This is a genomic window from Trabulsiella odontotermitis (genome assembly GCF_001297775.1).
Lineage (GTDB): Bacteria > Pseudomonadota > Gammaproteobacteria > Enterobacterales > Enterobacteriaceae > Trabulsiella > Trabulsiella odontotermitis.
The window spans coordinates 294,874-315,922 of record NZ_LIFX01000006.1 but is presented as its reverse complement, the minus strand read 5'-3'; the positions used below and the strand labels follow the sequence as shown (position 1 = coordinate 315,922).

21 protein-coding genes are annotated in these 21,049 nt (G+C 56.6%); 13 read left to right on the top strand and 8 right to left on the bottom strand.

The genetic code is table 11. The features are described 5' to 3' along the window. Position 1 precedes the first annotated feature (1 nt). The 4 genes from mepA to AOY23_RS10390 are packed head-to-tail and all read left to right on the top strand — an operon-like array spanning position 2 to position 2,472. Positions 2-826: a penicillin-insensitive murein endopeptidase gene (gene mepA / locus AOY23_RS10405; RefSeq protein WP_054179330.1), complete on the top strand. Its 825-nt coding sequence runs from the start codon at positions 2-4 to the stop codon at positions 824-826. Beyond that, positions 827-1,636, top strand: a complete 810-nt coding sequence (locus tag AOY23_RS10400) for a sulfite exporter TauE/SafE family protein (protein ID WP_054179329.1) — start codon at positions 827-829, stop codon at positions 1,634-1,636. Next, positions 1,636-2,184: an elongation factor P hydroxylase gene (locus AOY23_RS10395; protein ID WP_054179328.1), complete on the top strand. Its 549-nt coding sequence runs from the start codon at positions 1,636-1,638 to the stop codon at positions 2,182-2,184. Before AOY23_RS10400 ends, AOY23_RS10395 begins: the two co-directional genes overlap by 1 nt. Before the next feature lie 9 nt (positions 2,185-2,193). Next, the gene (locus AOY23_RS10390; RefSeq protein ID WP_054179327.1) at positions 2,194-2,472 is read left to right on the top strand and encodes a YfcL family protein; all 279 of its coding nucleotides are present in this window, start codon (positions 2,194-2,196) and stop codon (positions 2,470-2,472) included. Here the strand turns inward: AOY23_RS10390 and AOY23_RS10385 are convergent. Genes AOY23_RS10385 through AOY23_RS10370 form a run of 4 tightly spaced genes read right to left on the bottom strand, consistent with a single transcriptional unit; the run spans position 2,465 to position 7,367 of the window. Next, positions 2,465-3,028, bottom strand: coding sequence for a DJ-1 family glyoxalase III (locus tag AOY23_RS10385; RefSeq protein ID WP_054179326.1), 564 nt, complete (start codon positions 3,026-3,028; stop codon positions 2,465-2,467). The genes AOY23_RS10390 and AOY23_RS10385 overlap by 8 nt on opposite strands. 8 nt (positions 3,029-3,036) lie before the next feature. Beyond that, the gene (locus AOY23_RS10380) at positions 3,037-4,227 is read right to left on the bottom strand and encodes a glycoside hydrolase family 88 protein (RefSeq protein WP_054179325.1); all 1,191 of its coding nucleotides are present in this window, start codon (positions 4,225-4,227) and stop codon (positions 3,037-3,039) included. A gap of 13 nt (positions 4,228-4,240) precedes the next feature. Then, the gene (locus tag AOY23_RS10375) at positions 4,241-5,518 is read right to left on the bottom strand and encodes an oligosaccharide MFS transporter (RefSeq protein ID WP_054179324.1); all 1,278 of its coding nucleotides are present in this window, start codon (positions 5,516-5,518) and stop codon (positions 4,241-4,243) included. Between the two features lie 16 nt (positions 5,519-5,534). Continuing rightward, positions 5,535-7,367 carry a DUF2264 domain-containing protein gene (locus AOY23_RS10370; protein WP_054179323.1) on the bottom strand — a complete coding sequence of 611 codons (1,833 nt, stop codon included), beginning with the start codon at positions 7,365-7,367 and terminating at the stop codon, positions 5,535-5,537. Positions 7,368-7,594: 227 nt separating this feature from the next. On the opposite strand from AOY23_RS10370, the gene AOY23_RS10365 reads away from it, so the two are divergent. Continuing rightward, positions 7,595-8,440, top strand: a complete 846-nt coding sequence (locus tag AOY23_RS10365) for an AraC family transcriptional regulator (RefSeq protein WP_054179322.1) — start codon at positions 7,595-7,597, stop codon at positions 8,438-8,440. Positions 8,441-8,445: 5 nt separating this feature from the next. Here AOY23_RS10365 and mnmC read toward each other — a convergent pair whose 3' ends face one another. After that, on the bottom strand, positions 8,446-10,446 hold the full coding sequence (gene mnmC, locus AOY23_RS10360) for a bifunctional tRNA (5-methylaminomethyl-2-thiouridine)(34)-methyltransferase MnmC2/FAD-dependent 5-carboxymethylaminomethyl-2-thiouridine(34) oxidoreductase MnmC1 (RefSeq protein ID WP_054179321.1): 2,001 nt from the start codon (positions 10,444-10,446) through the stop codon (positions 8,446-8,448). A 158-nt stretch (positions 10,447-10,604) separates the two neighbouring features. Here mnmC and fabB point away from each other — a divergent pair, with 158 nt between their 5' ends. Further along, entirely contained in the window at positions 10,605-11,822 is a 1,218-nt protein-coding gene (fabB, locus tag AOY23_RS10355; protein ID WP_054179320.1) for a beta-ketoacyl-ACP synthase I, read from the top strand. A gap of 47 nt (positions 11,823-11,869) precedes the next feature. Here the strand turns inward: fabB and AOY23_RS10350 are convergent, their stop codons facing one another. The 3 genes from AOY23_RS10350 to flk all read right to left on the bottom strand — a co-directional run bounded on the left by AOY23_RS10350 (position 11,870) and on the right by flk (position 14,052). After that, positions 11,870-12,397: a DUF3828 domain-containing protein gene (locus AOY23_RS10350; RefSeq protein ID WP_054179319.1), complete on the bottom strand. Its 528-nt coding sequence runs from the start codon at positions 12,395-12,397 to the stop codon at positions 11,870-11,872. Further along, positions 12,397-12,765, bottom strand: a complete 369-nt coding sequence (locus tag AOY23_RS10345) for a CHAP domain-containing protein (RefSeq protein WP_054179318.1) — start codon at positions 12,763-12,765, stop codon at positions 12,397-12,399. Before AOY23_RS10345 ends, AOY23_RS10350 begins: the two co-directional genes overlap by 1 nt. 282 nt (positions 12,766-13,047) lie before the next feature. Then, complete coding sequence (flk, locus tag AOY23_RS10340) at positions 13,048-14,052, bottom strand: flagella biosynthesis regulator Flk (RefSeq protein ID WP_054179317.1); 1,005 nt, start codon at positions 14,050-14,052, stop codon at positions 13,048-13,050. Positions 14,053-14,160: 108 nt separating this feature from the next. Between flk and pdxB the strand changes: the two genes are divergently transcribed. From pdxB to dedD, 7 genes are all read left to right on the top strand, one after another. Then, positions 14,161-15,297: a 4-phosphoerythronate dehydrogenase PdxB gene (pdxB, locus tag AOY23_RS10335; RefSeq protein WP_054179316.1), complete on the top strand. Its 1,137-nt coding sequence runs from the start codon at positions 14,161-14,163 to the stop codon at positions 15,295-15,297. A 65-nt stretch (positions 15,298-15,362) separates the two neighbouring features. Further along, positions 15,363-16,376: an aspartate-semialdehyde dehydrogenase gene (locus AOY23_RS10330; protein WP_054179315.1), complete on the top strand. Its 1,014-nt coding sequence runs from the start codon at positions 15,363-15,365 to the stop codon at positions 16,374-16,376. Continuing rightward, on the top strand, positions 16,376-17,188 hold the full coding sequence (truA, locus tag AOY23_RS10325) for a tRNA pseudouridine(38-40) synthase TruA (protein ID WP_054179314.1): 813 nt from the start codon (positions 16,376-16,378) through the stop codon (positions 17,186-17,188). Before AOY23_RS10330 ends, truA begins: the two co-directional genes overlap by 1 nt. A 34-nt stretch (positions 17,189-17,222) precedes the next feature. Further along, on the top strand, positions 17,223-17,891 hold the full coding sequence (locus AOY23_RS10320) for a DedA family protein (RefSeq protein ID WP_054179313.1): 669 nt from the start codon (positions 17,223-17,225) through the stop codon (positions 17,889-17,891). Between the two features lie 143 nt (positions 17,892-18,034). Beyond that, positions 18,035-18,949, top strand: coding sequence for an acetyl-CoA carboxylase, carboxyltransferase subunit beta (gene accD / locus AOY23_RS10315; RefSeq protein WP_038156687.1), 915 nt, complete (start codon positions 18,035-18,037; stop codon positions 18,947-18,949). Between the two features lie 62 nt (positions 18,950-19,011). After that, complete coding sequence (gene folC, locus AOY23_RS10310; RefSeq protein WP_054179362.1) at positions 19,012-20,280, top strand: bifunctional tetrahydrofolate synthase/dihydrofolate synthase; 1,269 nt, start codon at positions 19,012-19,014, stop codon at positions 20,278-20,280. Further along, positions 20,270-20,956, top strand: coding sequence for a cell division protein DedD (gene dedD, locus AOY23_RS10305; protein ID WP_054179312.1), 687 nt, complete (start codon positions 20,270-20,272; stop codon positions 20,954-20,956). The genes folC and dedD overlap by 11 nt, the downstream gene beginning before the upstream one ends. Positions 20,957-21,049: the final 93 nt, after the last annotated feature.

Below are 21,049 nucleotides of genomic sequence, written 5' to 3'. Positions count from 1 at the left end.
CATGAAAAACATCGTTGTAGCGCTGCTGGCATTGCTGGCAACCACGACCGCTCTGGCGGCAACGCCATGGCAGAAAATCACCCAGCCGATCGGCGGCAGTGCGCAGTCGATTGGCGCGTTCTCCAATGGCTGCATCGTTGGCGCCGAGGCGCTGCCGTTGCAGTCGGATAACTATCAGGTGATGCGCACCGCGCAGTTGCGCTACTTCGGTCATCCCGATCTGGTTCTCTTCATTCAGCGTCTCAGCAATCAGGTATATAACCTGGGGCTCGGCACGGTGCTGGTCGGTGATATGGGCATGCCAGCGGGCGGGCGCTTTAACGGCGGGCACGCCAGCCATCAGAGTGGCCTCGACGTCGATATCTTCCTGCAGTTGCCGAAAACACGCTGGACCGCATCACAATTGATGAGACCGCAGGCGCTGGATCTGGTCGCCGCAGATGGCAGGCATGTGGTGCCGTCACTGTGGAAACCGGAAATCAGTAGCATGATCAAGCTGGCGGCGAAAGATAACGACGTCACGAGGATTTTCGTCAATGCGGCGATTAAACAGCAACTCTGCCTCGATGCCGGTACCGATCGTGACTGGCTGCGCAAAGTTCGCCCGTGGTTCCAGCATCGCGCGCATATGCATGTGCGGTTGCGCTGCCCGGCGAACAGTCTCGAGTGTGTAGATCAGGCACCGCCACCGCCGGGAGACGGCTGTGGTGCGGAACTGCAAAGCTGGTTTGAACCACCAAAACCGGGATCAACCAAACCTGTGAAGAAGACGCCGCCTCCGCTGCCGCCTTCCTGTCAGGCATTACTGGACGAACACGTACTCTAAATGGAAAATTTCGTAGAGATATTTATGGTGTCACCGCTCGTGCTGGTGACGCTTTTTTTTATTGCACTGGTGGCAGGGTTTATTGATTCACTGGCGGGCGGCGGCGGTCTGTTGACCATCCCGGCGCTGATGGCGGCAGGAATGTCACCGGCGCAGGCGCTGGCGACCAACAAGCTGCAGGCCTGCGGCGGCTCCATCTCCGCGTCGTTCTACTTTGTTCGCCGTAAAGTGGTGAATCTTGCGGATCAAAAGCTCAATATCCTGATGACGTTCATCGGCTCAACCACTGGTGCGCTGCTGGTGCAGCACGTACAATCAGAGATACTGCGGCAAATCCTGCCGTTGCTGGTGATTGGCATCGGTCTCTATTTTCTGCTGATGCCTAAGCTCGGCGAAAATGACCGGCAGCGTCGGCTGCACGGTCTGCCGTTTGCGCTGGTCGCGGGCGGCTGTGTCGGTTTCTACGACGGTTTTTTCGGCCCTGCGGCAGGGTCTTTTTATGCCCTGGCGTTTGTGACGCTGGCCGGGTTCAACCTCGCCAAATCAACCGCGCATGCCAAAGTGCTGAACGCCACATCAAACATCGGCGGGCTGCTGCTGTTTATGCTGGGCGGCAAAGTCATCTGGGCCACCGGTTTTGTGATGATGGCCGGGCAGTTTCTGGGGGCGCGCATGGGCTCGCGGCTGGTACTGAGTAAAGGGCAGTCGCTGATTCGCCCGATGATCGTGGTGGTATCCGCCGTGATGAGTGCCAAACTTCTTTATGACAGCCACGGGGCCGAAATCCTTCAGTGGCTGGGGATCAACTAATGGAACAGCAACATCATTATCAACAGCTGATCGACATTTTTGACCGCTGTTTCGCCGATGATTTTAATACCCGTCTGATTAAAGGCGACGACGAACCGATCTATCTTCCTGCTGATGACGACGCACCGTACAACCGGATCGTCTTCGCCCACGGCTTTTATGCCAGCGCGCTGCATGAGATTTCGCACTGGTGCATCGCGGGTGAAGCGCGGCGCAAACTGGTGGACTTTGGCTACTGGTACTGCCCGGACGGGCGTGATGCCGCCACCCAAAGCCAGTTTGAAGATGTTGAGGTGAAACCGCAGGCGTTTGACTGGTTGTTTTGCGTGGCGGCGGGCTTCCCGTTTAACGTCAGTTGCGACAACCTGGAAGGCGACGTTGAACCTGATCGCATCGTGTTTCAGCGGCGGGTACATGCGCAGGTGATGACTTACCTCGCGGAGGGGATCCCGGCGCGTCCGGCGCGTTTCATCAGGGCTTTACAGAATTATTACCAGACGCCGGAAATGACGGCGGAACACTTCCCGTGGCCGGAAGATTTAAACTGAGGAAAGAAGATGATCGCAGAATTTGAAACCCGTATCCTGGCGCTGATTGATGACATGGTTGAGCACGCCAGCGATGACGAACTGTTCGCCAGTGGCTATCTGCGTGGCCACCTGACGCTGGCGGTGGCAGAGCTGGAAGCCGGAGATGATCACTCCCCGGAAGCTGTTTATCAGAAAGTGACCCACAGCCTTGAGAACGCGATTCATGCAGGCGAACTGTCACCGCGCGATCAGGCGCTGGTGCTCGGCATGTGGGACACCCTGTATCAGCAGGCGAAGTTTAAATAATCCACGGGTAATAAATATGCCCGGCGTGTTCGCGTGCGGGCATCTCATCACCTTCCAGCCGCGCGGCCAGTGTCAGCGCAAAATCAAACACCCGCCCCAGACCTCTGCCGCTCAGCAGATTACCATCCTCCACCACATCGGCATCGACATAGACGCCATCGGTGACCTGTTGCCATAAATCCCCGGAACAGGTATAGCGACGCCCCTTCAGCAAGCCGTTCTTTGCCAGCACCCGCGCTGCCGCCGAGCAGATCGGGCAAATCAGCTTACCGAGATCATCGTGACGGCGAACAAAGGCCACCACGTTGTCGCTGTTGCCTAAAAACACGCTGCCCTGCGGACCGCCAGGCAGCACCACCGCGTCGTAGGTTTTGTCAAAACAGACCTGTAGCGTGTTATCCGCCATCACCGGAATGGTGTGATAGCTGATGACGTCGCGGGTGTCCCCGCAGGAGAGCGTCTCAACCTGAATATTCAGGCGACGCAGGATATCAATGGTGACGATGGCTTCGCCTTCTTCGAAGCCTGGCGCCAGCAAAACAGCGACGGTTTTCATGTTGTTCCTTACCAGTAAAGTGACCAGACCTGGCGGACGCGGATCAGCGCCTCCAGATAGAAATAATCTCCCCAGCTACAACACTCATCGACACCTTTGCCGCTCGCCATGTGATACACCGAATGTTTAAGCAGCCCTTCGCACGGTTCATCGTCGCGGCTGAGATAGTGTTCGGTCAACGAGGCGATAATGCGCAGCGCCATCTCTTCATAATGGGCGCGATGCGTATCCAGCACCGGCAGTGTGTTGACCAGTTCCAGCAAACCGCAGGCCGCGATAGCCGCCGCTGAGCTGTCGCGCACGGCATCGGTGCCGAGTAACGCCAGATCCCAGTGACAGACGTCATCGTCCGGCAGACGGTTGAGGAAATAATGCGCCAGGCTGCGGGAAAGTTCGACCATTTGTTTATCACCGGTGTGCAGGTAGCTCAGCAGGAAACCGTAAATGCCCCACGCCTGACCGCGTGACCAACAGGAGGTATCGCTGTAACCCTGGTGGGTATTGCCAAAGCGTGGCTCGCCGGTGGTCACGTCCATGTAGTACGTGTGCCAGGTGGAGGCATCCGGGCGTACGATATAATTCGCCGCCTGATTCACATGCGCTGTCGCGGCGTCGGCATAGCGTGGGTCGCCGGTCTGCTCACTGGCCCAGTACAGCAGCGGCAGGTTCATATTGCAGTCGATGATCATCCGCCCCTGTTGCTCAGGATCGGTTAAATCTCCCCACGCCTGAATGATCCGGGCAACCGGATTAAAGCGTTCCATCAGCGTATCGGCGGCCTGTAGTGCGGCGCGGCGGGCGGTTTCGTTGCCGGTCAGTCGCCAGGCGCTGACGCAGGAGAGCGAATAGAGAAAGCCGAGATCGTGCGTCGCGGTATCAATGCGTTTTTCAATGCGCTCCACGAAAGAGGGCAGATAGCGCTCCGCCGCCTGACGGTATTTCTCCTCACCACTCAACTCCCAGGCCAGCCACAGCTGTCCGGGCCAGAAGCTGGTGGTCCACTCGACATTTTCCGTGCGCGGCCAGACGCCATTTTCGCAGGCTTCACCCGGGAAGCGGTCGCCAAAGGCCACGATGTTCTTATCAAGCTGGCGCAGGGCACGTTGCAACGCGGTCTCCAGACGCGCTTTTAACGCGAGGCGATCGACAGCGTGCAGTTCAACGGGGCGCAGCGGCTCGGTAACGACAGAACGGGTCATAATCTCTCCTGAATTAATGTTTCGACGGCTCTGCGGGAACGGTATCCAGCACAGGCGTAAACGGGGCGGCAGTGTCACGCGCCGAGTGGCAGCGTGACAGGGTGAAAGCGGAAATCAGCGTGAACAGCAGGGCGCAACTGCCCATCAGCAGATAGGTATGCTCGAAGCCGATACGGTCATACAGATAACCGGCGGGCGGCGCGACGACGATCGAGCCCACGTAAATCATCGCCTGATAGCCCAGCAGATACATGGTGGCATTCACTTTTTTGTGAAAATGCTCGGCGATGTATTTGAAGACTGAGATCAGCAGCAGCGAGATCTCCACGCCATACAGCGGTTTGATGATTGAAATCACGACAGGATCGGTCGTCAGGCCGGAGGCGATCAGCCGTGCGCCAACGACCATCCCGCAGAACAGTAAGCCTTTTTTGGCGCCGTACTGATTCACTAGCCACGGGATAAACATCATCATGATAAATTCCGTGCCCGACTGGACGGTGCTCAGATAACCATACCAGGCGTTGCCCTGCTCTTTGGTGGTGAAAAACGACACGAAGTAGCGCGGGAACTGCTGCTCGGCAATAAACATCATCCATGCGACGCCCGCCACATAGAGGCTGAACATCCAGAACTTGCGGTTTTGCAGTAGCAGAATGACGTCTTTAAAGACGATCTTGCTGTCGGAAATCACGTTGTTGCTGTGCAACTGTGCGTCGCCGATTTTCAGGCTGATCAGCACCAGCAGCATCAGAACCGAGGTGCCGCTACTGAGGAGAAAGTTCGCCATCGGCGTGAAGTTAAACAGGATGCCGGACACCGACGCCGCCATCGCCCATCCCAGCGAGCCCCACATGCGAATGCGGCCAAACTCCAGGTTGTACAAGCGGCTGAAACGATCGGCGTAGGACTCAGACGCCGCGACTCCGGCATACCAGCCCAGACTCAGATAGAGCGCGCCAGTGACGATGCCGATGGTGGTGTGGCTGAGCAACAGTGGCTGGTAGACGAAGACAAAAAACGGCGCCATCAGCGCTGACACCGCGCAGACAAAATAGAGCAGCCATTTGCTCATGCCGATTTTGTCCATGATGTAGCCGTAGATGGGCTTGAGGATCACCGCGAAAACGCCGTTGATGGCGAAGACGCTGCCGATGGTAATACTGTCCAGCCCCACTTTCTGGCTGAGCCACAGCGCATAAAGCCCGAAACTCGAAGACCAGGTAAAGAAAAAGAGAAAGATAAACGTGCTCATTTTGAGCTGTGCACGGCGTGTGGTGGTCGTGTTCATGCTTTCATCCTCAACATCACGGCAGTTCGGTTAATGTGACCGCCGTGTCGCCTGCGGCAGTGCAGATGCTGACAATCCGGTCATTGATGGATACCTGCGGTAGCGACGCGCGGCTAAAATCGGCGCGATCACCGGCCCACACGGCGCTGATCAGCAGGTGTTTTCCTGCCGGTAATGCGCCTCGCAGCAGTGGAACAGCAGCGCGATCCGCAAACAGCAGGTTGCTGTTGGGCGGCGTCAGAACCATCTCGCCCTGGCGCGGCCGGGGGGTAAGGCAAAAAATGGCGGTTGTGTCTGTGTCCCCCGTCAACCGGCTTTGCCCGGCGGTACAGTGCTGTTCCGGCAGGGGACGACTGCGCAGGCTGAACCCGCCTTCCGCGCTGTCGAGGCTGCGGGCGGTGTTAATCTGATGGAGACGAATCTGCCAGTCGCCGGACGCTACCAGCCAACTATCGACAGTCACGTCGTGCCAGGGCAGCCAGCGGCTGTAAATCTGGTTATCACTCACCACCACCTCCTGACATTCGCGGCGACCGCGCCAGTAGTTGTCGTGCTCGCTTAACAGCAGCATCGAATCCGGCGAGGCATGCGCTAACCCGAATCGCCCGCGCTCAACAGTAAAACCAAAGCGGGCGGAGTAGGCGAACTTGCAGTATTTCGCCTCGGTGTTGACGAAATTATTTAGTTCCAGCTGGCCGGAGGTCAGCATCCATAAATGGTGATGTTGATGCACGAGGATCTGCGCAGCGTGCGGGATGGCGTGTGGTGTACCGCGTTCTGGCAGCGGTAGTTCTTCGGCCTGCCAGAATGCGCTGTTTTCACCCAGCGCCAGTACCAGCGCGGTTTTCAGCCCCCAGTAGGGCGAGCCTGGCGCGTTGTAATCTTCCGCCATTATCAGGTTCGGATAGCTGTAACCGACGCTGAGGACGCCATCACGATCATACGGCTGTTGTTTCAGCCACCAGCGCAGATGGCGCAGAACAATCCCTTTGAGGACGCCCGGTGAAAAGATATCAAGCTCAGCCCAGGCTGCCGCGCTCCAGAACGCGGCCTGCGCGAAGCGGTAGGTGAGGCTGCGACCAAATGCAATGGCGGCGCCATCGTCAGCAAAGAAGTGGATGAAATCACTGGCGAAGACGGCCGCCCGCTGGCGCAATGTCGCGCAGCGTTCAGGATCCACGTCCGCCATCAGCGTGGCGTAAAGTAATCCGTAGAAATGAAACCCCATCGAAATGTAATAATCGCGCGGGCGTCCCGGCCCATCGCTGTACCAGCCATCGCCGAGCCAGTAATGTTCCATCGCGGCGAAATGGCGCTCAATGGCATCTCTGTTGACCGGCATGCCGCATTGTTGAAAACCGACCTGCACCAGAATGGGGAAAAAGTGCCAGTTATTATCAGGAATAGCGGCGGTTTCGCTCTGCTTCAGCCACTGCCAGAGCTGCGTTTTTTCCTGTTCGCTAAAATGCGGAAGCAGTGTGTTATGCGCCAGCGCCAGCAGCAGTCCATAAACCGCCATTTCCACCACGCGCTGGTCGTAATCTCCAGGCTCCCCCCAGTAATCGGCATGGGCGGGATTCGTGCCGTTTTTAATCGCCTGAATGTAAAATGAAAATTGCGCAGGTTCCTGTCCACCCGCCAGTAACGGCGTGACGCCCCACAGCAAACGTGAAAAGGCTTCCATGCTGGCGATCGACTGGCCGTAGTGCGTCGTAAAATTCGCCAGATCGACGCGGCTGGCATCCTTTTTAAAAAAAGGTGTAACCGCATCAAGTACTTCGTGGACCCATTTCGCAAGGTCGCTTCGCTGCTGTAATGGATTCGTCAGGGTAATATTTTCAGGTTGCACGATGTCCTCCCGTCAGACACGAGATTTATTTAACGTGTTGTTATTCAATGTTTCTTATCACCCGGGGTGGCTGCGGAACAAAGCGTAGTCGTTTTTTATAGCATCGCCGAGTGAGCAGCTTCACAAAATTGAACCGCTATTTCATTCTGGCTGGATTTTTACTGAAGAGAGGGCGATAAATTACAAACCGTAGTGCAAAAATTTAATTTTATTGTCATGGTGGTTGAATGAACGAAACGCAGCAACTGGAGAGGATCACGCTGGCGCAGCAGGCGATATCGTTTAACCGCATGCAGGGTTCCAGCGCCCGATATTATCACTGGCACCAGTGCGTCGAGTTTCTCTATATTTCCCGTGGCTATGGTATTGTGGTGGTGGATAATCAGCACTACACCGCACGCCCTGGCAGGTTGTTTCTCTTTCCCCCGTTCCGGCTGCACAAGGTGCATGTCGATGACAGTGAACGTAACCAGTATTTCCGCACCACCATGCATATTGACCAGTCGGCAGTAGAAAGCACGCTGCATCATTTTCCGCGTTTTCAGACCCAGTTTTCTCTTGCCACCGCCAGCCATGCTCCGGCGCAGGCGTGGGATCTCAGCGAATATGCTGCATTCATGGAAACCATCCTCGCGCGTTTCGAGGCGCTGAATACGTCACGACAGTATCCGGCGGAAGAGGTAGCTTTCCTGGTGATGCAGATGATGGCGCTGCTGCCCGCGCAGCCGGTGATGATGAAGCCGCAGCAGCAAACGGCGGCGGCGCGCATTATGCAATGGGTGGAAAACCATTATGGCGGGAAGTTTTCGCTGGATGCGCTGGCGCGGGATATCGGCTATTCGCGCAGCTATACCTCGCGCATTTTTCGCCAGCAGACCGGGGGCAGCATCCATGAATACCTGATGACCCGGCGGTTAAAGCGCAGCTGTGATTTGCTGCGCTCCACCTGCATGAGCATTGATGCGATTGCGGAAGAGGTGGGATTCTCTGAGGTGACCTACTTTATCACCTGCTTTAAAAAGATGATCCGCCAGACGCCGTTACAGTATCGCAAGCGGGTGTCTGGCGACTAATTGACTCACTTCACCGCTTTACCTTTCAGCAGCTTACGCACCCACAGCCGGTTCGGGTTGAGCGCGGCAAGCGTCTCGCCATCAAGCGGAATGGGTTCATCGCTCATCTGCGCCGCCAGAATTTCGGCTGCCAGCGGTGCGGAGCAAAGCCCGCGCGAGCCGAGCGCCCCGAGCATAAACAGGTTCGGATATACCGGCGCGCTGGCCGCTGTCGCTTTGTTTTCCGCCAGATCCGCATATTGCGTCAGCGTGGCGGCATAATCCGGCACGTTGCCGACCATGGGCAGGTGATCGCGGGTGGCGCAGCGAACGCCGCAGCGGGCGTCGTTATCGCTGACATCCACCTCCTGCGCCCAGTCAGCCTGGGGCAAACAGTCGATGAGCCGCTGGCGGTTGTGCTGCTGATCGTCCTCGCTGAAGGTCATTTCCGCGCGACCGCGATGGTAACTGGCGCCAATACAATGGTGCTGATTGTTAGGGTTCTGCGGCGTCAGGTAGCCGTCATAGCACAATACCTGGCGCAGCCGGGAGAGCGTGGTGGTGGTCGGAATGTGGCTTACCTGACCGCCAACCGGGTACACCGGTAATTGCGCTGTCTGGCTGAACTGGTTGATGTTGTGACCGTTCGCCAGCACGACCGCGGAATGCGTCTGTGATCCCCCCTCCGCAAACCGGAGTTGCCAGCCGTTTTCTGTCTGTTCCAGCGTTTCCAGCGATCGGTTCCAGACGGTTTTCAGGCCACGTTCACTGGCCAGCGCGACAACTGCTGTGGTTAGTTGCGCCGGGCACAACCAGCCGCCGAGCGGATACTGCACGCCGCCACATTCCAGTTCAACGCCGGTCGCTTTCGTTGCCGCCTGCGCAGACACCGCAGTGGCAATCTCATCAGGCAGGCCGAGCGCCAGCATCTGTTCAATTTTTTGCTGACTTTTTTCATCCCAGCCCAGTTGCGTTACGCCGCACCAGTCGTGATCAAATGCCACAGGCAGAGCATCGTACAACTGTCGCGCAAAGGTGAATGCCAGCGGGAAAAAGTGCGCCAGAGCAGGATCGTGGGCGCTGAGCAGCGGGTAGAGCGCCCCCTGACGATTACCGGAGGCACCTTCCGCCGGGGCGTTGTCGGCGCAATACAACGTGACTTGCCAGCCACGGCGCAGCAGGGCGAGCGACAGTAACGCGCTGGCAATGCCACCGCCGATGATGGCCACTTCCTGCGCGGTCGATCCCGGACGGGCAAACCACGGTGCGCGCGGGGTAACGTCCGGCGTTTGTATCATTTCACCGGTCAGCATTTCACGTTTGCGACCAAAGCCTTTGCGTTTGTGCATGGTGAATCCCGCGTCCTGCAGACCGCGACGGACAAATCCGGCCGAGGTAAAGGTCGCCAGCGTCCCGCCGGGACGTGACAGCCGCGCCATCGCCGAAAACAACGCAGGCGTCCACATGTCCGGGTTTTTCGCTGGCGCGAAGCCATCAAGAAACCAGGCGTCAACCTTTTGATTCAGCGTGTCGTCGAGGGTTTCGGTCAGCGTGTTGATATCCCCGAACCACAAATCCAGCGTGATGCGACCCCCCTCAAGCAACAGGCGATGACACCCGGCGATGGGCAGGGGCCACTGCGCCTGTAGTTGTTCCGCCCAGGGCGCGAGTTCCGGCCAGTGCTGATGCGCCAGTCGCAGATCGTCTGCCTGCAACGGAAATTTTTCAAAACTGATGAAATGTAACCTTTGTAAGGTAGCGTCCGGGGAGGTGGCGTGAAAATCGTCAAACGCCTGCCAGAGTGTCAGAAAGTTGAGCCCGGTGCCGAAACCACTTTCTGCTACGACGAATAACGAACGGGGATGTTCCGAAAAACGCGCTGTCACCCGGTTTCCGCCGAGAAAAACATAACGTGTCTCTTCCAGGCCGTTATCATTAGAGAAGTAGACGTCATCAAAATCTCGGGAAACAGGTGTACCCTCATTGTTGAATTCGAGGTTGGCAGATTGTATGGCGTTATGTTTCACGTAAGTTACTCGTATCACGGGAAGTCTGACGATCTTAACGATGTGTGGGTACAGGAGCAAATTTCACAGAAACTGGCTGATCGGACTTGTTCGGCGTACAAGTGTACGCTATCTTGCGACTCGAAACTTCAAAATAGTGCGACAAACAGAGGTATTGAATGAAACGTGCAGTGATTACTGGCCTGGGCATCGTTTCCAGCATCGGTAATAACCAGCAGGAAGTCCTGGCATCTCTGCGTGAAGGACGCTCCGGGATCACTTTCTCGCAAGAGTTCAAAGATTCTGGCATGCGTAGCCACGTATGGGGAAACGTCAAACTGGACACCACCGGTTTGATCGACCGTAAAGTGGTTCGTTTCATGAACGATGCCTCTATCTACTCCTATCTCTCCATGCAGCAGGCGATTGCAGACGCCGGGCTGAAAGACGAGGTTTATCAGAACAATCCGCGTGTGGGCCTGATTGCAGGTTCTGGCGGTTCGTCTAAATCTCAGGTATTCGGCGCCGACGCGATGCGCAGCCCGCGTGGTCTGAAAGCAGTGGGGCCGTATGTCGTGACCAAAGCGATGGCATCTGCGGTCTCTGCGTGCCTCGCCACGCCGTTCAAAATCCACGGTGTAAACTACTCTATCAGCTCCGCCTGCGCCACCTCTGCGCACTGCATCGGTAACGCGGTTGAGCAAATTCAGCTGGGCAAACAGGACATCGTCTTTGCTGGCGGCGGCGAAGAGCTGTGCTGGGAAATGGCCTGTGAGTTCGACGCGATGGGCGCACTGTCCACCAAATTCAACGAAACGCCAGACAAAGCTTCCCGTACTTACGATGCGCACCGTGATGGTTTCGTTATCGCTGGCGGCGGCGGTATGGTCGTTGTGGAAGAGCTGGAACATGCGCTGGCGCGCGGCGCGCACATCTATGCGGAAATCGTCGGCTACGGCGCGACCTCTGATGGCGCTGACATGGTTGCACCGTCAGGCGAAGGCGCAGTGCGCTGCATGCAGATGGCGATGCACGGTGTCGATACCCCAATCGACTACCTGAACTCGCACGGCACGTCTACACCGGTAGGCGACGTGAAAGAGCTGGGCGCCATCCGTGAAGTGTTCGGTAACAACAGCCCGGCAATCTCCGCCACCAAAGCGATGACCGGCCACTCTCTGGGTGCGGCGGGTGTGCAGGAAGCGATTTACTCCCTGCTGATGCTGGAGCACGGTTTTATCGCGCCGAGCATCAACATCGAAGAGATGGACGAGCAGGCGGAAGGTCTGAACATCGTCACGCAGCCGACTGAACGCAAGCTGACGACCGTGATGTCCAACAGCTTCGGCTTCGGTGGCACTAACGCCACCCTGGTGATGCGCAAGCTGAACGCGTAATTTCCGCGCGAGACAGTGAAAGGGAGCCTGATGGCTCCCTTTTTTAATTACGGGTACCGACCTTCCCGTACCCGTTGTTCTGACCAGGCCTGAGCGGCAGTAATATCACCGCTACTGTAGATGGCGTGTTCATAGTGATTTGTCAGATCCCTGACGCGATATATTTTCCACTGATTATTTTCCTTGCGGGTATAAACAAGCCGTTGGGTAAAACGATGATTCGCCTCGGCCAGAAAAACCTCAACCGTTTCGCCACCTAAAAATGGTGTGACCCTGCCAGTGTGAAATTCAGATATCCATTCTGGCGCGTAGTCCTGCACATACAGGAAATAATCTGAGCTGACAATTTCCTGCTCATAATATCCATCGATTCTTTTCAATCTCTGAATAGTATCAGCTGAAACATATTTATCATAAACAGGATTCGAATAGTCAATGAGACTCTGATTCTGGTCGCTGGTATATAGCCTCATATATTGCTGATAAAACTGCGTGACGATATCCCGACTTGTTGATTCCCCGGTAGCTGCACATCCGGTTAAAAGCGTCATCAGAAGAACGAAGATAAATCGCATTAGTCTTTCCTGTAAATGATGTAATCGGGTTTTGCCGCCCGGTAACCAGGGCCTGACCACATATCTCGTTGCCGAAAGTCTGAATACCAGTCCTGCCCATCAAAAATGGCCATATGCCCGCTGGGATTTCCACCCTCATAAGGTTGCAGGATAACGACATCTCCGGCTTTCGGCGATTCGTGAGGAGAGATAGCCCTGAAGCCTGCATTGATTAACAGGGAGCCATAATCTTTAGCATGCCCGGTATTCCCTAAAATAATTCCTCCAGCGCCTATCGCTTTCCGCGTATATTCCGCGCAACGATGGACAGAATGTGCATGGGCGTGATTTTTTGCATAACTGGTTGCGGTTCTGATATCCCAGGTCATAACACATCTCTTTTTATTGAGTGAGAGCGTTAATGACTAACACTACTGATACTTTTTAAATAAACGTTGTGTGCTATAGAAATTTTTTATTAAAGCCCTGTAAAAGGGCGACAAATTTATAATATTTATTTTATAAATAAATTAATGCACCGGTTTACGTGAGCTGTATTATTATTCTCTGCTTTGAAATATATTTTGTTTGGCTGGATGCCGGAACGCTGTGGCGGGCGCCATTTCCGCCGTGGTCGGCATCATCATTACGTCCGCCTGTTTCCGCAAGGGTTAAATCACGATCCACACCAGCGCCATCGCGACCAGCAGCGCAATCAGCAACAGACCCGGGCGTGCCGACATCGTTTTTACTGCCTCGATGAACGGTGTGAACGGGCTGTAGATGGGCTGAATATCGCGAATTTCGAGAGTATCCTGCGAACGTTCGACGCGTCTGAGGAATATCTGATTTAACAGATCCTGTACCTGGGCGATGGTCAGAACGGATTGCGGTGTGACGTTCCAGGTCTGCTGGGCGTAATCCTGCAGCGTCTGCATTTCACGGGGTTCCAGCGGTTGTTTAAGCGCTGCCTGTATCGAGTGCAGTGTTGGCGTCGGCTGGCTGCTGAGTGTTTGCCGCGCCTGCAGCCAGGTCACCAGTTGGGCGAAGTGCTTAGCCGGGATCAGCTCACCGGTTTTCACGCCCGAGAGTTCCAGCATTGATTGCCAGATAAGCTTGCTGGACTCGCCGGTCGCCGCCGCCAGGCGGGTGACCAGTTGGTTCAGCGTATTATGCTCGGCGGGCGCCAGCGGGCGATCCGTGGCCGGGCGTTGCAGCGGTTGTGGAATAGAAAGCTGACCGTTCTGCAACAGATGCAGTACGCTTTTAAGCTGCTCAGGCGTCAACTGGCTCAGCGCGGTTTGCCCGAACTGCTGACGCACATAGTCGCTCACTGCCTGACGGTTATTGCCCTGATTCAGTAATTCGGTTAATTGCGACAACGTCTGACGGGTGCTGAGGTTCTGCTGCGCCGTGGTCAGTCGCTGGTTTAAATTCTGTTCGGCTGCGGGGAAATGACGCGAGAGCAGGGGCGCATCGCCTTTCAGTCCCAGATCATGCTTAATGCCCGCCCACACTTCTGCGCTCTGTTGCGACGTCAGCGCCACCAGACGGGTGATCAAACGCTCCAGCACCGTACGTTGCTGAGTTGAAAGCGGTTGTTCGCCGGACGTGGATGTGGCGGGAACGCCTTCACCGGGCGGGCGAGCAGGCAGGCCTGAAATGGGTTGCGTCATGAAAAATCCTTACCGTCGGGGCTGTGTCCGCCAGGTTGCAGGTATGCCTGGCGGCGAGATTATGGCACACTTCTGCGGTTAACTCTCGTTCTCAGACAGGTACAAACTGTGAAAATCCTCGTTGATGAAAATATGCCTTACGCCCGCGAACTGTTCAGTCGCCTGGGCGAAGTCAGGGCCGTGGCTGGTCGTCCGCTTCCCGGGGAAGCGCTGGATGACGCGGACGCACTCATGGTGCGCTCAGTCACGAAGGTCAATGCCGCATTGCTGGAAGGCAAACCGGTGAAATTTGTCGGCACGGCCACGGCAGGAACGGATCATGTGGATGAGGAGTGGCTTGCGCAGGCGGGGATCGGTTTTTCCGCCGCGCCAGGCTGTAACGCGATTGCCGTGGTGGAATATGTATTTTCCGCGCTGCTGATGCTGGCGGAACGAGACGGTTTTGCGCTGACTGACCGCACGGTGGGTATTGTCGGCGTGGGGAACGTCGGCGGACGTCTGCAAAAACGGCTCGAAGCGCTGGGGATCAAAACGCTGCTGTGCGATCCGCCGCGTGCCGATAAAGGCGACGAAGGACATTTTCTGCCGCTGGAAACACTGGTAGAACAGGCCGATATCCTCACCTTTCATACACCGTTATTTAAAGACGGTCCGTACAAAACATTGCATCTGGCGGATGAGGCGCTGATTAGCCGCCTGAAACCGGGCACCATTCTGATTAACGCCTGCCGTGGCGCGGTGGTTGACAACAGCGCGCTGCTGGCGCGTCTCAACGCCGGGCAACCGTTAAGCGTGGTGCTTGATGTCTGGGAGCCCGAGCCGGATCTCAATACCGAACTGCTGGCGCAGGTGGATATCGGTACCGCGCATATCGCGGGCTATACGCTGGAAGGTAAGGCGCGTGGCACCACGCAGGTGTTTGAAGCCTATAGCGAATTTATCGGTCAACGCCACCAGATTTCGCTGGATACCCTGTTACCGGCGCCGGAGTTTGGCCGCATTACCTTGCACGGTCCGCTCGATCAGGCAACGCTGAAAAGGCTGGTGCATTTGGTGTATGATGTGCGCCGCGATGATGCGCCGCTGCGACAGGTAGCGGGCAAAGCGGGCGAGTTTGACAAGCTGCGCAAAAATTATCAGGAACGCCGTGAATGGTCCTCGCTGTATGTGCAGTGTGATGATGCCCTGGCAGCGGAAACGCTGAAAAAACTGGGTTTCAACGCCGTTCATCACGCAACGCGTTAATGTCTTCTTAATACGCTTCGCCGACGATAGTGGCGGGGCGGCTATTTTTTTCTGGAGTAACCACCATGTCTGAAGGCTGGAATATTGCCGTACTGGGCGCCACCGGCGCCGTGGGTGAAGCCCTGCTCGAAACCCTTGCTGAGCGTCAGTTCCCGGTGGGTGAATTGCATGCGCTGGCGCGCAGCGAAAGCGCGGGTGAATCGCTGCGCTACGAGGGCAAAACCGTGCAGGTGCAGGATGCCGCCGATTTTGACTGGACGCAGGCGCAACTGGCGTTTTTCGTCGCCGGTGCTGAAGCCAGCGCGCAGTACATTGAAGAGGCGACCAACGCCGGTTGTCTGGTTATTGATGCCAGCGGATTGTTTGCGCTGGAGCCGGATGTACCGCTGGTGGTGCCGGAAGTGAACCCGTTTGTGCTGGCGGATTACCGCAATCGTAACATTATCGCCGTACCGGACAGCCTCACCAGCCAGTTGCTGGCGGCGCTGAAACCGCTGATCGAGGAAGGCGGCCTGTCGCGCATTGCGGTCACCAGCCTGATGTCTGCTTCTGCTCACGGCAAAAAAGCGGTCGATGCGCTGGCAGGGCAGAGCGCGAAACTGCTGAACGGTATTCCGATCGATGAAGACGATTTCTTCGGTCGTCAGCTGGCGTTTAACCTGCTGCCGCTGCTGCCGGATCGCGAAGGCAGCGTGCGCGAAGAACGCCGCATTGTTGATCAGGTGCGTAAAATCCTGCAGGACGACGGGCTGATGATCTCTGCCAGTTGCGTACAGTCGCCGGTTTTCTACGGTCACGCGCAGATGGTCAGTTTTGAGGCGTTGCGCCCGCTGGCGGCGGAAGAGGCGCGTGACGCCTTTGCCCGCGGCGAAGACATTGTGCTGTCGGAAGCAAATGAATTCCCGACGCAGGTGGGCGACGCCTCCGGCAATGCGCAATTGTCAGTGGGCTGCGTGCGCAATGATTACGGTATGCCAGAGCAAATCCAGTTCTGGTCAGTCGCTGATAACGTTCGTTTCGGCGGCGCGCTGATGGCGGTCAAAATCGCTGAGAAGCTGGTGCAGGAGTATATGTACTAATGTCAGAAGTGGCAGAGCAGCCGGTTTACCGTATTGCCCTCGGCATCGAGTACGACGGCAGCAACTATTACGGCTGGCAGCGGCAAAACGAAGTGCGCAGCGTGCAGGAAAAGCTCGAAAAAGCGCTATCGCAGGTGGCGAACGAGCCGGTTCATGTGTTCTGCGCCGGGCGTACCGACGCAGGCGTGCACGGCACCGGGCAGGTGGTGCATTTCGATACGCACGCGCTGCGTAAAGACGCGGCGTGGACGCTGGGCGTAAATGCGAATTTGTCTGGTGACATCGCGGTGCGTTGGGTGAAACATGTTGCCGATGATTTTCACGCGCGTTTCAGCGCCACTGCGCGCCGTTATCGCTATGTCATCTACAATCATCGGTTGCGCCCCGCAGTGTTAAGCCAGGGGGTGACCCATTACCATCAACCGCTGGACGCCGAACGGATGCACCGTGCGGCGCAGTGTCTGATTGGCGAGAATGATTTTACCTCGTTTCGTGCTGTTCAGTGCCAGTCGCGCACGCCGTGGCGAAACGTGATGCACATTGACGTTCAACGTCATGGCCCGTATGTGGTGGTGGATATCAAAGCGAACGCCTTTGTTCATCATATGGTCAGGAATATCGTGGGCAGCCTGATGGAAGTGGGCGCCGGAAACCAGTCAGAGAACTGGATTGCAGAGCTACTGGCAGCGAAGGACAGAACGCTGGCGGCAGCAACGGCGAAAGCGGAAGGGTTGTATCTGGTGGCGGTGGACTATCCCGACCATTTCGACCTGCCGAAGACGCCAATGGGCCCGCTGTTTCTGGCGGACTAAGTGCGAAAATGCAGTAACTAAAGGCTAAGCAACTATGGATTTGATTCGCTTTCTGATTGATTTCATCCTGCATATTGACGTGCATCTGGCTGAACTGGTCGCGCAGTACGGCGTCTGGGTGTACGCCATTCTGTTTCTGATTCTGTTCTGCGAAACGGGTCTGGTGGTGACGCCATTCCTGCCAGGTGATTCGCTGCTGTTTGTCGCAGGCGCACTGTCGGCGCTGCCGACCAACGATCTCAATGTGCATCTGATGGTGCTGCTGATGGTCATCGCGGCCGTTCTTGGCGATGCGGTGAACTATACGATTGGCCGCCTGTTTGGCGAGAAATTGTTCAGTAACCCGGATTCAAAAATCTTTCGTCGCAGCTATCTTGATAAGACCCATGCGTTCTACGAGAAGCATGGCGGTAAGACCATCATTCTGGCGCGATTTGTGCCCATCGTCAGAACTTTCGCCCCCTTTGTGGCGGGAATGGGACATATGTCTTATCGTCATTTTGCGGCGTATAACGTGGCTGGCGCGCTGCTGTGGGTGCTGCTGTTTACTTACGCGGGCTATCTGTTCGGTGATTTGCCAATCGTGCAGGAGAATCTGAAGCTGCTGATCGTGGCGATCATCGTGCTCTCTGTCCTGCCTGGCGTGGTGGAAATCATCCGTCACAAGCGGGCGGCGGCGAAGCAGACGAAACAGACGAAGTAGGGGTTCGACCACTTTTTTATCCCATGTTTCGGGCGCTTATGTTTTAATGTGCAACATTTCATGGTCTGTAAGCGGCAAAAATGGCATTATTCGCCCCTTACGGCAAAACTGGCATCGACCAGGTTCAGGCAGAAAGGTTATCAATGAGCTGGATTGAACGAATTAAAAGCAATATAACCCCCACCCGCAAGGCCAGTATCCCTGAAGGGATCTGGACCAAGTGTGACAGCTGCGGTCAGGTACTTTACCGTGCCGAGCTGGAGCGTAACCTGGAGGTTTGCCCTAAGTGCGATCATCACATGCGTATGACGGCGAGAAACCGCCTGCATAGCCTGCTGGATGAAGGATCTCTGGTTGAACTGGGGAGCGAACTTGAGCCGAAAGACGTGCTGAAGTTCCGTGATTCCAAAAAATACAAAGACCGTCTGGCAACGGCTCAGAAAGAAACCGGCGAGAAAGACGCGCTGGTGGTGATGAAAGGCACGCTGCACGGCATGCCGGTCGTTGCGGCGGCGTTTGAATTCTCCTTTATGGGCGGCTCGATGGGCTCGGTCGTCGGCGCGCGTTTTGTCCGTGCCGTTGAACAGGCGCTGGAAGACAACTGTCCGCTGATCTGCTTCTCCGCCTCCGGTGGCGCACGTATGCAGGAAGCGCTGATGTCGCTGATGCAGATGGCGAAAACCTCCGCCGCGCTGGCGAAAATGCAGGAGCGTGGTCTGCCGTACATCTCTGTACTGACCGACCCGACCATGGGTGGCGTTTCCGCAAGCTTCGCGATGCTCGGTGATCTCAACGTCGCTGAACCTAAAGCGCTGATCGGTTTCGCAGGTCCCCGCGTTATCGAACAGACAGTGCGTGAAAAACTGCCGCCAGGATTCCAGCGCAGTGAATTCCTGATTGAAAAAGGGGCGATCGACATGATTGTCCGTCGTCCGGAAATGCGCCTGAAGCTGGCCAGCATTCTGGCTAAGCTGATGAATCTCCCGTCGCCGGATCCCGATGAACCGCGCGAAAGCGTGGTGGTACCGCCGGTACCGGATCAGGAACCTGGGGCCTGATAATGCAAAGGGCAGGGCCAGACGGCGCTGCCCTTTTTGTTTCGTTAACTATCGCGGGCATCATGGAAAAACAACGTACTCCTCAGGCTACGTCGCCGCTGGCTGCGTGGCTTTCTTATCTGGAAAATCTGCATTCCAAAACCATCGATCTTGGCCTTGAACGTGTCAGTGAGGTTGCGGCACGAATGAAGGTGCAGAAACCGGCGCCGTTTGTCTTTACCGTGGCCGGAACGAACGGCAAAGGCACCACCTGCCGCATGCTGGAAGCGGTGCTGATGGCGGCGGGTTATAAGGTGGGCGTCTACAGTTCGCCGCATCTCGTGCGTTATACCGAGCGCGTTCGCGTGCAGGGCGAAGAGCTGCCGGAAGCGGCGCATACCGCGTCGTTTGCTGAAATTGAATCGGCTCGCGGCGATATTTCACTCTCCTATTTTGAATTTGGCACTCTGTCGGCATTGTGGCTGTTTCAGCAGGCGCAACTGGATGTGGTAATTCTGGAAGTCGGGCTGGGTGGTCGTCTCGACGCCACCAATCTGGTGGATGCGGATGTTGCCATCGTCACCAGTATCGCCCTTGATCACACCGACTGGCTGGGGCCGGATCGCGAAAGCATTGGCCGTGAAAAAGCCGGTATTTTCCGCCACGGTAAACCGGCCATTGTCGGTGAACCGGATATGCCGTCGACCATTGCCGACGTAGCGCAGGAAAAAGGCGCGCAACTGCTGCGCCGTGATGTGAACTGGCGTTATACGGTCAGCGACACCGGCTGGAACTTCAGCGACGCGCAGGGAGAATTGCGCGACCTGCCATTACCGCAGGTGCCGCAGCCGAATGCGGCGACGGCGCTTGCCGCGCTGCGCGTCAGCGGGCTTAACGTCAGCGAGCAGGCGATCCGCACCGGCATTGCGCAGGCCATTCTGCCCGGGCGCTTCCAGATTGTCAGCGAGTCACCGCGCCTGATCCTCGACGTGGCGCATAATCCCCATGCGTCGGCGTATCTTGCCGGACGTCTGAAAATGTTACCCAGAGCCGGACGTCTGCTGACGGTCATTGGTATGCTTCATGACAAGGATATTGCCGGTACGCTGGAGAATCTTACCGGAATGGTCGATAACTGGTATTGTGCCCCGCTGGAAGGGCCGCGCGGGGCGACAGCGGAACAACTGCTGGAACATTTGCCTCGCGGCGTAGTCTATGCCAGTGTGGCAGATGCCTGGCATGCCGCAATGGCTGAGGCAAAACCAGAAGATACGGTGCTGGTGTGTGGCTCGTTCCACACGGTAGCGCATGTAATGGAAGCGATGGACGCGGGGAGAACCGGTGGCGAGTAAGTTTCAGAACCGTCTGGTCGGGACAATTGTGCTGGTAGCACTGGGGGTGATCGTACTGCCAGGGCTGCTCGATGGTCAGAAAAAACATTATCAGGATGAGTTTGCGGCGATCCCGCTGGTACCGAAACCGGGCGACAGGGATGAGCCGGATATGCTGCCTGCCGCCACGCAGGCGCTGCCCGCTCAGCCGCCGGAAGGGGCGGCTGAAGAGGTGAGGGCGGGCGATGCCGCCGCGCCGTCGCTGGATCCGTCACGAATGACGGGCAATGGTGATATCGACGAGGTGCCCGCGCCAGTAACGCCGCAGAAGCCGAAACCGGTCGAAAAACCGCAGCCTAAACCGACTCCGGCCAAACCTGTGGCAACGCCTGCAGAAACACCGCCGCCAGCGCCCGCCGAAAAACCGGCGCCGGAGGAGAAACCTGCGCCGACCGGTAAAGCGTATGTGGTGCAGTTGGGTGCGCTGAAAAACGCCGATAAAGTCAACGAGATCGTAGGCAAACTGCGCGGAGCGGGGTATCGTGTTTACACGTCGCCTTCCACGCCGGTACAGGGTAAAATCACCCGGATTCTGGTTGGCCCGGACGCTTCGAGAGATAAGATGAAAAACTCGCTTGGCGAGCTGAAACAACTGTCGGGGCTGAGTGGGGTAGTGATGGGTTACTCGCCGAATTAACCCTGCTCCCCGGTGATGAACCGAATGGCGTTGAACATTTTTTCAGCGCCATTTTTATTTAAGCGCGGGAAGGAAATCCCTACGCAAACGTTT